Annotated in this window: 12 protein-coding genes; 4 read left to right on the forward strand and 8 right to left on the reverse strand. The window is 62.8% G+C overall.

The window, feature by feature from the left end:
* Positions 1–7 precede the first annotated feature (7 nt).
* The 5 genes from FDM28_RS08145 to FDM28_RS08165 form a co-directional block, all read right to left on the reverse strand.
* Positions 8–1,039 carry a class 1 fructose-bisphosphatase gene (locus tag FDM28_RS08145; protein WP_138514662.1) on the reverse strand — a complete coding sequence of 344 codons (1,032 nt, stop codon included), beginning with the start codon at positions 1,037–1,039 and terminating at the stop codon, positions 8–10.
* A 23-nt stretch (positions 1,040–1,062) separates the two neighbouring features.
* The gene (pepN, locus tag FDM28_RS08150; protein ID WP_138514663.1) at positions 1,063–3,789 is read right to left on the reverse strand and encodes an aminopeptidase N; all 2,727 of its coding nucleotides are present in this window, start codon (positions 3,787–3,789) and stop codon (positions 1,063–1,065) included.
* Complete coding sequence (locus FDM28_RS08155) at positions 3,773–4,447, reverse strand: HAD family hydrolase (RefSeq protein ID WP_138514664.1); 675 nt, start codon at positions 4,445–4,447, stop codon at positions 3,773–3,775. Before FDM28_RS08155 ends, pepN begins: the two co-directional genes overlap by 17 nt.
* Before the next feature lie 2 nt (positions 4,448–4,449).
* Positions 4,450–5,554, reverse strand: a protein-coding gene (gene prfB, locus FDM28_RS08160) for a peptide chain release factor 2 (RefSeq protein WP_138514665.1) whose coding sequence is annotated in 2 segments (ribosomal slippage) — positions 4,450–5,472 and positions 5,474–5,554 — 1,104 coding nt in all. Because the reading frame shifts where the segments join, the coding sequence is not laid out codon by codon here.
* A 134-nt stretch (positions 5,555–5,688) separates the two neighbouring features.
* A complete protein-coding gene (locus FDM28_RS08165; protein WP_138514666.1) occupies positions 5,689–6,591 on the reverse strand; it encodes an alpha/beta fold hydrolase in 903 nt (300 codons plus the stop codon).
* A gap of 35 nt (positions 6,592–6,626) precedes the next feature.
* Between FDM28_RS08165 and FDM28_RS08170 the strand changes: the two genes are divergently transcribed.
* From FDM28_RS08170 to plsY, 4 genes are read left to right on the forward strand one after another with little or no spacing between them, the layout of a single operon-like run.
* Entirely contained in the window at positions 6,627–8,441 is a 1,815-nt protein-coding gene (locus tag FDM28_RS08170; protein ID WP_138514667.1) for an acetate--CoA ligase, read from the forward strand.
* 22 nt (positions 8,442–8,463) lie between these two features.
* The gene (locus FDM28_RS08175; RefSeq protein WP_138514668.1) at positions 8,464–9,531 is read left to right on the forward strand and encodes an aldo/keto reductase; all 1,068 of its coding nucleotides are present in this window, start codon (positions 8,464–8,466) and stop codon (positions 9,529–9,531) included.
* 39 nt (positions 9,532–9,570) lie between these two features.
* On the forward strand, positions 9,571–10,062 hold the full coding sequence (locus tag FDM28_RS08180) for an aminoacyl-tRNA deacylase (protein WP_138514669.1): 492 nt from the start codon (positions 9,571–9,573) through the stop codon (positions 10,060–10,062).
* A 14-nt stretch (positions 10,063–10,076) separates the two neighbouring features.
* Positions 10,077–10,718, forward strand: a complete 642-nt coding sequence (plsY, locus tag FDM28_RS08185; protein WP_138514670.1) for a glycerol-3-phosphate 1-O-acyltransferase PlsY — start codon at positions 10,077–10,079, stop codon at positions 10,716–10,718.
* Positions 10,719–10,741: 23 nt separating this feature from the next.
* Here plsY and FDM28_RS08190 read toward each other — a convergent pair whose 3' ends face one another.
* Genes FDM28_RS08190 through FDM28_RS08200 form a run of 3 tightly spaced genes read right to left on the reverse strand, consistent with a single transcriptional unit; the run spans position 10,742 to position 12,860 of the window.
* Positions 10,742–11,701 (reverse strand): HD-GYP domain-containing protein, encoded by a 960-nt coding sequence (locus FDM28_RS08190; protein WP_138514671.1) that lies wholly within the window; start codon positions 11,699–11,701, stop codon positions 10,742–10,744.
* 8 nt (positions 11,702–11,709) lie between these two features.
* Positions 11,710–12,354 carry a retropepsin-like aspartic protease family protein gene (locus FDM28_RS08195; protein ID WP_138514672.1) on the reverse strand — a complete coding sequence of 215 codons (645 nt, stop codon included), beginning with the start codon at positions 12,352–12,354 and terminating at the stop codon, positions 11,710–11,712.
* Positions 12,354–12,860, reverse strand: coding sequence for a YajQ family cyclic di-GMP-binding protein (locus FDM28_RS08200; protein WP_138514673.1), 507 nt, complete (start codon positions 12,858–12,860; stop codon positions 12,354–12,356). Before FDM28_RS08200 ends, FDM28_RS08195 begins: the two co-directional genes overlap by 1 nt.
* Positions 12,861–12,877 lie beyond the last annotated feature (17 nt).

Here is a 12,877-nt window from a genome sequence, read left to right on the forward strand (position 1 = left end):
GCTTGTATCAAGCGGTGTGCTCGGCGTGGTAACGCACCACGCGCTCGACCTCGTTTTTCGAGCCGAGCACCACGCTCACGCGCTGGTGCAACTGGGTGGGCTGGATGTCCATGATGCGCTCGGTGCCGGTGGACGCGGCGCCACCGGCCTGCTCGATCAGCCAGCCCATGGGGTTGGCTTCGTACATCAAACGCAGCTTGCCGGGCTTGCCGGGTTCGCGCTTGTCCCAGGGGTACATGAACACGCCGCCACGGGTCAGGATGCGGTGCACATCCGCCACCATGCTGGCAATCCAGCGCATGTTGAAGTCCTTGCCGCGCGGACCTTCCTTGCCGGCCAGGCACTCGTCGATGTAGCGCTTCACCGGAGGCGCCCAGTGGCGCATATTGCTCATGTTGACGGCGAATTCCTGGGTGTCTTCGGGCACGCGCACGTTTTCTTGCGTCAGCACAAACGAGCCTTGCTCGCGGTCCAGGGTGAACATGGCCACGCCTTCACCCACGGTCAGCACTAGGGTGGTCTGGGGGCCATAGATGCAGTAGCCCGCCGCCACTTGCTGGTGGCCGGCTTGCAAAAAGTCTTGCTCGCTCACGCCGGGGCCTTCAGGTTGCTTGACCAGCACGCTGAAGATGGTGCCGATGCTCACGTTCACATCGATGTTGCTCGATCCGTCCAGCGGGTCAAACATCAACAGGTATTCGCCTTGCGGGTAGCGGTTGGGCACCACGTAGATGCCTTCCATTTCCTCGCTGGCCATGGCTGCCAGGTGGCCGCCCCACTCGTTGGCTTCGATCAGCACCTCGTTGGCAATGATGTCCAGCTTCTTCTGGATTTCGCCTTGCACGTTCTCGCTCTCTGCTGCGCCCAGCACGCCACCCAGAGCGCCCTTGGTCACGGCCAGGCTGATGCTTTTGCAGGCGCGCGCCACCACTTCGAGCAGCAGGCGCAGCTGGGGCGGAATGGTGCCCTGGCCGCCAGCGTCCTGGCTGCCGCGCTGCTTCTCGATGAGATAGCGCGTGAGCGAAATGCGTTGTGTCATGTGAATTCCCTTAGTTTTGAAAATCAGTCGGCCAGCGCGCGGTCCACGACCTCGCGCACGTCGTTGCTCAGGTCCGTTTTGGCAGCCACGCGGGCCAGCGCTTCACGTGCGGCACTGCGGTAGGGCTCGGCCAGCTTCTTCCAGCGGTCCAGCGCGCGCGCCAGTCGGGCGGCGACCTGCGGGTTGATGGCATCCAGCTCGATTACGCGGTCGGCCCAGAACACATAGCCGGCCGCATCCGAGCGGTGGAAGCCACCGGGGTTGGCGCTGCAGAAGCTGAAAATCACGCTGCGCGCGCGGTTCGGGTTCTTGAGGTGGAAGTCCGGGTGGGCCATCAACTGGCGCACAGCGGGCAGCACTTGGCCGCCACGGTCGCTCGTGCCCGCTTGCAGGGCAAACCACTTGTCCAGCACCAGCGCCTCGTCCTTGAACAGGGCGTGGAACTTGGCCAAGGCCGGCGCTGCCAAAGCGTGGCCGCTGTTGACCAGCGCCTGCAGAGCGTTAAAGCGGTCGGTCATGTTGCCGGCGTCTTTGAAGCGTTGCAGTGTTTTGCCGGGCCAAATCTCGTCACCGCTGTGGGTGGCCGCCAGGCACAGGAAGTTGAGCGCCATACCCGCCAATGCACGGCGGCCGCTGGAGACGGGGTCGGGGCGGTAGCCACCGTTGTTCTCGTGCACGGCAAAGGCCCATTCCCAATCGGCGTGCAAGGCGGTGGCCAGTTGCAGGCGCATGGCTTCACGCACGGCGTGAATGCGCTGCGGGTCCACCACATCCAGCTGCTCGGCGATGTAAGTTTCGCTGGGCAGGGTCAGTACCAGCTCTTTGAAGGCCGCATCCAGCGTGGGGTGACGCAGCACGGCGCGCATAGCGGCGATATAAGCATCATTTAGGGGGGTAGCGCTCGTGGAATATGCGGGAGCAGCTATGGAATTGATAGCGCTACGCAGGGCCAGGCGTTGACCGGCTTCCCAGCGGTTGAAGGGGTCGGAGTCGTTGGCCAGCAGAGCGAGCAGCTGCGCGTCGGTGTAGTCAAAGTCCAGCACCACGGGGGCCGAGAAGCCACGCAGGATGGAAGGCACAGGCTCTTCCGCCACGTTCTGGAAAGTGATGCTCTGGCTGGCTTCAGTCAGCACAAACAGGTGGCTGTCGCCCACCGCTTGGCCGTCCACGGTCAAGGGCAGGGCTGTGCCTGTGGCAGCGCCCACCAGGCCCAAGCTCACAGGAATCACAAACGGCTCTTTGACCGGCTGGCCCGGCGTGGGGGCGCAGCTTTGGGCGAAACGCAGGGTGTAGGTTTGGGCGGCCGCATCAAATTCGCCGTGGGCGCTTACGCGGGGCGTGCCGGCCTGGCTGTACCAGCGCTTGAACTGGGGCAGCAGGTTCGCCAGCGGCGAGCCGGGGTTAGCGTCGGCAATGGATTGCGCGAAGTCATCACACGTTACCGCTTGGCCGTCAAAGCGCTCGAAGTACAGCTTCATGCCGCGCTCAAAGCCTTTGCGGCTCGAAAGACCGGAGTCGCCGTTGCCAGCGAGGGTCTGCATCATGCGCACGACCTCGGCACCCTTTTCGTAAATGGTGACGGTGTAGAAGTTGTTGATTTCGATGTAGCTGTCAGGCCGCACCGGGTGGGCCATGGGGCCTGCGTCTTCAGGGAACTGGGCGGTGCGCAGCACGCGCACGTCTTCAATGCGCTTGACCGCACGGGCGCTGGGTTCGGCGCACAGGTCCTGGCTGAATTCCTGGTCGCGGAACACGGTCAGGCCTTCTTTCAGGCTCAACTGGAACCAGTCGCGGCAGGTGATGCGGTTGCCGGTCCAGTTGTGGAAGTACTCATGCCCCACCACGCTTTCGATGTTGGCGTAGTCCACATCGGTGGCGGTGGCCTGGTTCGCCAACACGTATTTGGTGTTGAAAATGTTCAGGCCCTTGTTCTCCATGGCGCCCATGTTGAAGTCGGAAGTCGCGACGATCATGAAGCGCTCCAGATCCAGCGGCAGGCCGAAGCGGGCTTCGTCCCAGGCCACGGATGCCATCAGGCTGTTCATGGCGTGCTCGGTCTTGTCCAAGTCACCGGGGCGCACGAAAACTTGCAACAAGTGGTCTTTGCCTGCGCGGCTGGTGATGCGCTGCTCGCGCGCCACCAGTTGGCCGGCCACCAGGGCAAACAGGTAGCTGGGTTTTTTGTGCGGGTCTACCCACTTGGCAAAGTGGCGGCCGTCTTCCAAGTCGCCACTGTCCACCAGGTTGCCGTTGGACAGCAGCACCGGGTACTTGGCTTTGTCGGCACGCAGGGTGACGGTGTACATGGCCATCACATCCGGGCGGTCCAGGAAGTAGGTGATGCGGCGGAAGCCCTCGGCCTCGCACTGGGTAAAGAAGGAGTCGTTGCTCACATACAAACCCATGAGCTTGGTGTTTTTCACCGGCATGCAGGTCGTGAAAATTTCCAAGGCAAAAGGCTCGTTGCCTTCAGGCAGGTTTTCCAGCACCAGCTGGTTGCCATCCATCTTGAAGCTGGTGCCTTGGCCGTTGACCAGCACGCGGGCCAGGTTCAGCTCCTCGCCATCCAGACGCAGCGGCTGGGCCTGCACGTCGGGGTTGCGGCGCAAGGTCATCTTGTTGAGCACGCGGGTCTTGGCGGGGTCCAGGTCAAAGCTGAGGTCGACGGTGTCGATCCAGAATGCGGGGGCGGAGTAGTCGCCGCGGTGAATCACGGCGGCAGGGCCCGAGGCCTCACGAAGATGCAACATGGTGGGTCTCCAAAAAACGGGATGCGATCAAGGCGTGGTAGTCAGGAACGACGGCCAGCACGTGCGGGCCGGTCAGTTGATCCGGGTGGTGGCTGCTGGCAATGCCCACGGCACGCATGCCGGCGCGGCGGGCCGCTTCGATGCCCAGCGGCGCGTCTTCAAACACGATGCAGCGTGCAGGCTCCACGCCCATGCGGCGTGCAGCTTCCAAAAAGATGGCCGGCTCGGGTTTGCCCGGCAGGCCCTCGTCGCCACCCACGGTGGTGAGCGGCGCAATCGGCATTTGCAGGTGCTGGTAGGCAAAGGCCTGGTTGTGGCGGTCGCCCGCCGTACCTACGCCCAGCTTCAGGCCGCGGCCATGGGCCAGGTTGAAAAACGCTTTGAACCCCGCCACTTCCGCAAAGATGGGCGAGAAGATTTCGCGGTACACCGCTTCCTTCTCATGCACATGGGCCATGGCCAGGGTCTCGTCCATCTCCGGGTGGTCGAACAAGTCGCGCATGCACTCGATGCCGGTGCGGCCGGTGGTGCGGCGCATCAGGTCATCAATGTCCACCTGCAACTGCTTGCGGCGCGCGAACTCCACCCAGCTGTGTTTGTGCGAGGGCATGGAGTCGATCATGGTGCCGTCCATGTCGAAGATCAAAGCGTCCAACATGCTCAGATACCCTGCTTGAGAGATGCTTGGATAAACACATCCAGGTCGCCGTCCAGCACCTTTTGGGTGGCAGACACTTCCACGTTGGTGCGCAAGTCCTTGATGCGGCTGTTGTCCAGCACATAAGAGCGGATCTGGTGGCCCCAGCCCACGTCGGTCTTGGCGTCTTCCAGCTTTTGCTGTGCTTCCTGCTGCTTGCGCAATTCGAAGTCGTACAGGCGGCTGCGCAGGCGCTTCCAGGCCACGTCGCGGTTGCTGTGCTGGCTACGGCCGTCTTGGCACTGCACCACGATGCCGGTAGGGATGTGGGTCAAACGCACGGCAGAGTCAGTCTTGTTGATGTGCTGACCACCGGCGCCGGAGGCGCGGAACGTATCGGTACGCACGTCGCTGGGGTTGATCTCGATTTCGATGGAATCATCAATTTCGGGGTACACAAACACCGATGCGAAGGACGTGTGGCGACCACCGGAAGAGTCGAACGGCGATTTGCGCACCAGGCGGTGCACGCCGGTTTCGGTGCGCAGCAGGCCAAAGGCGTATTCGCCCTCCACCTTGATGGTGGCGCCCTTGATACCGGCGGTGTCGCCGTCGGTGATGTCTTCCACCGTGGCGGTAAAGCCTTTGCGTTCGGCGTACTTCAGGTACTGGCGCAGCAGCATGCTGGCCCAGTCGCACGCCTCGGTGCCGCCAGCGCCGGCTTGGATGTCCAGGAAGCAGGGCAGGGGGTCGGCCGGGTTGTTGAACATGCGGCGGAACTCCAAGCCTTCCACAATCTCGGTGAGCTTGGCGGTTTCCGCTTCGATGGTGAGCAGTCCGGCTTCGTCGCCTTCTTCCTTGCTCATCTCGAAGAGTTCGGTGTTGTCCGAGAGGTTGCTGGTCAGGTCGTTGAGGGTGACGACCACGCCATCGAGCATTTTCTTTTCTTTGCCCAGCTCCTGGGCCTTCTTGGGGTCGTTCCAGACCGACGGGTCTTCTAGCGATGCATTGACGGTGCGCAGGCGCTCGGCTTTGGCATCGTAGTCAAAGATACCCCCTGAGTTCCTGGGTCCTGCTGCTGAGGTCTGCCAGGGTGGTGCCGATGAGGTTGATACGTTCTGCTTCCATGATGATTCTTCCTGTGAGTTAGCGGGGTGCAGCGCGGGCGCGCAAGGCGGCGTCGGGCACCAAACCTCGCATTTTCTCATGCCGGAGAGGGTCGCTCCCAAGAGGCAACGCGGCCCGGTGCCGCGCAGACCCCATCAGGCGATAAAACGCTCGATCAGCCCCGCCAATACCTCGGGTTGGTCGTGGTGCATCATGTGGCCGGCATCGTCGATGCAGGCGATTTCCACTTGGGGCACCACCTTCAGGCGCTCGTGGTACTCAGCCAGGGTGAATTGGCCTTTCCACCACATGTCCAGGCTGTTGTCAGAGGCCTCGACGGCCAGTACCGGCATGCTCAGGCGCTGGTAAATGGCCTGCACCTCCTCCACGCGGTAGAGCTGCGCGTTGGTGACCTTGTGGGCCGCGTCGCCGCGGATGGCCCAGCGGCCATCGGCCGTTTCCACCGCCCAGTGGCGGGCCAGCCAGGCCGCCTTGTCAGCGCCCAGGCGGGGGTTGGTTTTCATGAGGCGGCGGGCCACGCCGTCAGCGCTGTCGTAGGCCTTGAGGTCCATCTCGCCGGCGTGCAGCTTTTTGAGTTCGTCCATCCAGGTGGCAAAGCGGCCGGGCGCCTGCGCAGGAATGGTGGCCGGCATGCCAAAGCCCTCCAGGTTCACCAGCCGCCGTATGCGCTGGGGCCGCACGCCGCCGTAGAGCATGACCACATTGCCGCCCATGCTGTGGCCCACCAGGTTCACCGGCTGGTCGGGGGCGTAGTGGTCGAGCAAAAAGTCCAGGTCGGCCAGGTGGTCGGGAAACCAGTAGTTGTCGGCCAGAGGGGCTTCGGTCTGGCCGTAACCCCGCCAGTCGGGGGCAATGATGTAGTGCTCGTGTTGGAACGCGTCCACCACAAACTGGTAGCTGGCGGCCACGTCCATCCAGCCGTGCACCATCACCAGCGGCGTTTTGCCCGGGCCGGGCTCGCCCCACACTTGCACGTGGTACTGCAGGTTGCGGATGGGGATGAACTCGCTGCGGTGGGGGCGTCGGGCTTGGTACATTGCACAAATCATAAGGACAGACGAGGAGACAGGGCATGCCAGCGAGTCAAACCAGAGACAAACGTCCCCCGGCCTATGTGGCGCTGCACAGCAGCTTCCGCTGGCAGGTGCCGACGCACTTCAACATGGCAGAGGTGTGCAGCCGCCGCTGGGCCGCCTTGCCGGATGCTACAAAAAGAGTAGCTGTTCGCGCATATTCCACGAGCGCTAGCAGCACTTTTTATACCTATGCGCAGCTGCAAGAGCAGGCCAACCGGCTCTCCAACGCCTTGGCCGCCAAGGGCGTGCAGCGGGGCGATCGGGTGGGCATCGTGCTGCCCCAGCGCTTTGAGACGGCGGTGGCCTACATGGCGGTGCTGCAAATGGGGGCGGTGGCCATGCCCTTGAGCATGCTGTTCGGGCCGGAAGCGCTGGAGTTTCGCCTGCAAGACAGTGAGGCCGTGGCCGCCATTTGCGATGCCGGCTCGCTCCCCGCCCTGGCCAGCGTGCGCCAGGCCTGCCCGCAGCTGCGCGCCGTGCTGGGCGTGGGGCTGGCCGAGGCAGACGCCGCCCTGCTCACTGGCCCGCAAGACGCGCCGTGGGAGGCCGCCCTGCAGGCGCACCCCGCCGCGTTTGGGCTGGTAAACACCTTGGCCGACGAGCCTGCCGTGCTCATCTACACCAGCGGCACCACTGGCAACCCTAAGGGCGCGCTGATTCCTCACCGCGCGCTTATCGGCAACTTGAGTGGCTTTGTGGCCAGCCAGAACTGGTTTGGTTTTGAGCCTTTCCCGGCGGACCAAGCGCCCACTCCCGTGCGGGGGAGGGCTGGGGTGGGGGCGAGCTTTTTTTGGTCCCCGGCAGACTGGGCTTGGACGGGCGGACTCATGGACGCCCTGCTGCCCACCCTGTATTTCGGCCGGCCCATCGTGGCCTACAGCGGCCGCTTCAGCCCGCAGACCGCGCTGGAGCTGATGCGCGACTGCGGCGTGACGCACACTTTTCTCTTTCCTACCGCCCTCAAAGCCATGATGAAGGCCAACCCGGGCACCCAAGGCAAGACGGTGCGCCAACAGTTCAAGCTCAAGTTGCAGGCCATCATGAGTGCGGGCGAGGCGGTCGGCGACGCCGTGTTTGGCTACTGCGAAACACAGCTCGGCGTGAAGCCCAACGAAATGTTCGGCCAGACCGAGATGAACTACATCGTGGGCAACTGCAACCGGCTCTACCCCTCCAAGCCCGGCAGCATGGGCATGGGCTACCCCGGCCACCGGGTCGCGGTGATTGATGACGCGGGTAATGAGTGCCCGGTGGGCGTGCCTGGCGATGTGGCGCTGAACCGCTATGACGTGCATGGCCAGCCGGACCCCATTTTTTTCTTGGGCTACTGGAAGAACCCGAACGCCACGGCCGCCAAGTTCACTGGCGACTGGTGTCGCACCGGCGACCTCGCGGTGCGCGATGCCGAGGGCTACCTCTGGTACCAGGGCCGCAGCGACGACGTATTCAAGGCCGCGGGCTACCGCATCGGCCCCGGCGAGATTGAGAACTGCTTGGTCAAACACCCCGCTGTCGCCAATGCCGCCGTGGTGCCCAAGCCCGATGCGGAGCGGGGCGCGCTGGTCAAGGCCTATGTGGTGATTGCTCCTGATTTCATAGCTGCTTGCGCAGGTGATGCGGGCGCTAGAGCCCAATTGCATGCCCAACTCACCCGGGATTTGCAAGCGCATGTGAAAGGGCAGCTGGCCCCCTATGAGTACCCCAAGGAGATCGAATTTGTGGACGCACTGCCCATGACCACCACCGGCAAAGTGCAGCGCCGGGTGCTGCGCCTGCAAGAGGAGGCGCGCTATGCGGTAGCAAACGCATAAGCCAAACCGTAAACTTGACGCCATGAACAAAATCCAACTCGGTCGCAGCGACCTCCACGTCACCCCCATCTGCCTGGGCACCATGACTTTTGGTGAGCAGGTGGACGAGGCCACCTCCCACGCCATCCTGAGCCGCTCGCTGGAGCGGGGGGTGAACTTTATTGACACCGCCGAGATGTATTCGGTGCCGCCCCGGGCGGAGACCTTCAACCTGACCGAAAAAATCATCGGCAACTGGATCAAGGCCCACCCCGGCGTGCGGGAGAAGCTGGTCATCGCCACCAAGGTGGCGGGCCCTTCGCGCGGTATGGATTGGGTGCGCAACGGCAGCAGCAACCTCACCGGCGCCGACATCATTGCCGCCTGCGAAGGCAGCTTGAAGCGCATGAACATTGAGGTGATCGACCTCTACCAAATCCACTGGCCGGTGCGCCACGTGCCCATGTTTGGCGGCATGTATTTCGACCCGCAGAAAGAAAACGTGGGTGCCAGCAGCATCGAAGAGCAGCTGCGCGCGCTGGATACGCTGGTTCAAGCTGGCAAGGTGCGCGCCATCGGCTTGTCCAACGAAACGCCGTACGGCGTGCACGAGTTTGTGCGCTTGGCCGAGCAGCATGGCCTGCCCCGCGTGGCCACCGTGCAAAACAACTACGGCCTGCTGGCCCGCACCGCAGAAAACGGGCTGGACGAAACCCTGCACCGCCTGGGCGTGTCGCTGCTGCCGTATTCCCCGCTGGCGTTTGGCTTGCTGACCGGCAAGTACGACGACGAAGGCCTGCTGGGCGCTACCGTGTCGCCCGACTGGCGCTTGCGCAAGTTCGAGTCCACCCGCAAGCAACGCTGGGGCCGCCCCGATGCGCTCAAGGCCGCCCGCAAGTACAACGCGCTGGCCCGCGAATACGGCTTTACGCCCAGCCAGATGGCCTTGGCCTTTTGCTACACCAAGTGGCAGGTCGCCAGCACCATCATCGGTGTGCGCACCCTGGAGCAGCTGGACCAGAACATCGATGCCTGGGGCACGGTGCTGCCCGAGGAGCTGCTCAAGAAGATCGACGAAGTCCGCTGGGAAATCCGCGATCCGGCGGTCTGAGAGTGTGGGAGGTCGGCGGGCGTATGAAAATACGCCCCTATGGCCAAAAAAGACCACGTTTCCGAGACCCCCGCCACCCAGCTGCTCAAGGCGAACAAGGTGGGCTTCACCGAGCACCCTTACGAGTACCTGGAGCACGGTGGTGCCCAACACAGCGCTGCTGTGCTGGGGTTTGACCCTTTCACAGTAGTCAAAACCCTCATCATGCAAGACCAGGATGCCAAGCCCCTGGTCGTGTTGATGCACGGCAACCGCAAGGTGTCCACCAAAAATCTCGCGCGCCAGATCGGCGCCAAGTCGGTGGAGCCTTGCGCTCCCGAAGTGGCCAACCGCCATAGCGGGTATCTGGTGGGTGGCACCTCACCCTTTGGCACACGCAAAACCATGCCGGTATATATCGAGTCCACCATTCTGGAGTTGCCCCGCATTTGCATCAACGGCGGGCGTCGTGGCTACCTGGTAGGGATTGATCCCCAGATTTGCGTGCAGTTGTTGGGTGCCAAGCCTGTACAGTGCGCGCTGGAAGAGTGATTGGAGAACCTGTTTTGAATTCTGTGTTGTATCCCCTGTTGGCCACCGTGGCGGCCTACCTGATCGGCTCCTTGTCGTTTGCCGTCATCGTGAGCCGCGTCATGGGCTTGAACGACCCGCGCACCTACGGCAGCAAAAACCCCGGCGCCACCAATGTGCTGCGCTCCGGCTCCAAAGCGGCGGCGGTCGTCACGCTGTTGCTGGATGCGGTGAAGGGCTGGCTGCCCGTGGCGGCTATCCAGTGGTGGGGCCAGCCTTATGGCTTGGGCGAGGGCACCATGGCGCTGGCGGGGTTCGCTGCCTTTATCGGGCATCTGTACCCGGTGTTTTTTAAGTTTGTGGGTGGCAAGGGCGTGGCCACCGCACTGGGCGTGCTGGTGGCTACCAGCGGCTGGCTGGCCTTGGCGACCGGCCTCACCTGGCTCATCGTGGCGTATGCGTTCCGCTATTCGTCGTTGGCTTCGCTGGTGGCCGCGCTGTTTGCCCCCGCTTACTACGCGTTTGGCGACGGCGTGGCGTGGGCAGCCGACCGGAGTTTGCTGATGTCTACCGCAGTGATGTCCATCTTCCTGATCTGGCGCCACTCGGAGAACATTTCTCGCTTGGTCAAGGGCACCGAGTCCAAGCTCGGCAAGAAGAAAGACGCGGCTAAATAACGGGCCCCGCTGCCGGGCGGCGCTCAGGCCATGCCCAAGGCCTGGCTGCCCAGCTGTAACAAATAAAAGTGGTTGAGCGGTGTACGCACCGCCGCAGAGGGCAGGGCCGCACGTATGCGTGGAGGCGTGTCGGCGGTGGCATGCAGACGCGGGTTGGGGTGCAGCTCCCCATTCGCCTTGCCGATGATTACCACAAACGGCTGGTTGGCCTTGATGCTGCGACGCACCACCACGGCCAGCTCGTCGTTGTCCAGGCGCACATAGGTGCCGGGCGGGCACAAGCCCACTGCACGCACCAGCGCCTGGCCGATTTCATCTACCCCCGCCGTGGCGCGTGCCATGACCGAGCGAGCCGACTCGATCGCGCTGCGCCCGGTACGGGAGGCCCGTGGCGAGATCATGGCGGCGTAGCGGTCTACCACTTTCAAGATGCGCGTCAGCCGCACCGTGCCGGATTGGGATTCGGGGCTGTCCCGCTCCACGGAGTCATCGTGGTGGTTGGACACAATGTCCAGCCAATCGTCATCCGCCACGCCTAGGTTGGCCAGCATCATGGCGCTTTTGATGGAGTGCGCGCGGATGGCGTCTTGCTGGGCCTGCGTCGGGCGTTCGGTCTGCGTGGCTAGTTGGTCTTGCAGCTCCGTCATGGCCACGTTCATGGTGAGGGCAGCGTGCACCAGGCTGTTGCGTGCTTTGAGAGGCAGGCGCAGCTCGGTGGCGACCAGGTGGCACAACACGGCGCATACCAAGGCGTGCGAGGCGCTGTAGCCTACCGGTGAGTTGCTGGCGAGTTGAAACAGCAGGTACAGGCCCACATCCGGGTCGCGCTGCAGCAGCCCTTGCATCCAGCGGTCGTACTGCAGCACCCGGTGGGAGAACTGCTGGGTGCTACTGGGGCTGCCCAAAATGACACCCAAGCCGGACTCCAGGTCTGACCACTGGCCCAGCAGGTCTTCGTATTCGTTTTCGTCGCGCGCTTCCATGGACTGACTCAAAACCGTTTTTCCAACACCATCTGGTCGTTAGTGCGGTTCATTTGAAAACGGTTCAAAAAACTATTGCCCAGCAGCACATAGGGCATGGACACGGGGGACACCACGGCATCCACCCCGCCCACGCTGACATCGCCCACCCGCACGGAGTCCAAGGTCATGCGCCAGCCTTGCACCACGCCGTTGGCGGTACTCATTTGCACGCGGTCGCCGTTTTGGTATTTGAGGCCGATGCGTTCCGCTTCCGCCACGCCCATGGAGACGGCGGTGGCCCCGGTATCCACCATGAAGCGGACGATACGGCCATTAATCTGCCCTTCGCTGGTGAAGTGGCCGCCTGGCCCGGCAGTCAGCACCACACGGCTGCCACCGACGGCCTGGCCCGCATTGCTGCCCACGCTGGCAGGTGCATCGCCCACGCGCAAACTGAGTTTCTTGCCGGCCACCTCGATGACGACGCTATCGCCTTGCAGGGAGACGACTTTGACCCCTTTGTGCGTATCGCCCACAGCGACGCTCTTGGGGAATCCACCATCCACAATCAACAGCGCCTTGTTGCCCAACGTTCCGTTGATGGCCACCGTCTGGCCCCACGCAGCGGGGGCCAGCAACAAGGCCAAGAGGAGGCGGGCGGCGGTGCGCATCAGTCGCGGAAGTTGTTGAAATCCAGTGGGGTGTCTTTGAGGGCGCCCTTTTCACCGGTCATCTCTTTCTTCATCAGCGCGATGGCGGCTTGCAAGTCATCGCGCTTGGCGCCGGTGACGCGCACTTTTTCTTCTTGGATAGCGGCTTGTACCTTGATCTTGCTGTCTTTGATGAGGCGTTGGATCTTTTTGGCCAGCTCGGCCTGAATGCCATCCTTCACCTTGACGACGCGTTTGACCTTGTCGCCACCCATCTTCTGCATGTCGCCGATGTCTAGGAAACGCACATCCACGCCTTGCTTGGTGAGTTTGTTGCGCAGCACGTCCAGAATTTGTTCCAGTTGGAAGTCTGCGTCACCAATGATGGTGATTTCTTTCTCTTTGATTTCAATGCTGGCAGAGGTGCCCTTGAAGTCAAAGCGGGTGCTGATTTCTTTGGCAGAGTTTTCTACGCCGTTTTTGACCTTGACCAGGTCGGCTTCGCATACGGTATCAAATGAAGGCATGGGTTCGCTCTAAAAAA

Origin of the sequence: Rhodoferax bucti, assembly GCF_005876985.1 — a bacterium.
Lineage (GTDB): Bacteria > Pseudomonadota > Gammaproteobacteria > Burkholderiales > Burkholderiaceae_C > Allorhodoferax > Allorhodoferax bucti.

Excerpts from the sequence above, each read along its gene's own strand:
- FDM28_RS08155 (WP_138514664.1), bottom strand. The coding sequence starts at position 4,447 with ATGTTGGACGCTTTGATCTTCGACATGGACGGCACCATGATCGACTCC.
- FDM28_RS08180 (WP_138514669.1), top strand. The coding sequence starts at position 9,571 with ATGGCCAAAAAAGACCACGTTTCCGAGACCCCCGCCACCCAGCTGCTC.
- FDM28_RS08170 (WP_138514667.1), top strand. The coding sequence starts at position 6,627 with ATGCCAGCGAGTCAAACCAGAGACAAACGTCCCCCGGCCTATGTGGCG.
- FDM28_RS08175 (WP_138514668.1), top strand. The coding sequence starts at position 8,464 with ATGAACAAAATCCAACTCGGTCGCAGCGACCTCCACGTCACCCCCATC.
- FDM28_RS08190 (WP_138514671.1), bottom strand. The coding sequence starts at position 11,701 with ATGGAAGCGCGCGACGAAAACGAATACGAAGACCTGCTGGGCCAGTGG.
- FDM28_RS08165 (WP_138514666.1), bottom strand. The coding sequence starts at position 6,591 with ATGTACCAAGCCCGACGCCCCCACCGCAGCGAGTTCATCCCCATCCGC.
- FDM28_RS08145 (WP_138514662.1), bottom strand. The coding sequence starts at position 1,039 with ATGACACAACGCATTTCGCTCACGCGCTATCTCATCGAGAAGCAGCGC.
- pepN (WP_138514663.1), bottom strand. The coding sequence starts at position 3,789 with ATGTTGCATCTTCGTGAGGCCTCGGGCCCTGCCGCCGTGATTCACCGC.
- FDM28_RS08200 (WP_138514673.1), bottom strand. The coding sequence starts at position 12,860 with ATGCCTTCATTTGATACCGTATGCGAAGCCGACCTGGTCAAGGTCAAA.
- FDM28_RS08195 (WP_138514672.1), bottom strand. The coding sequence starts at position 12,354 with ATGCGCACCGCCGCCCGCCTCCTCTTGGCCTTGTTGCTGGCCCCCGCT.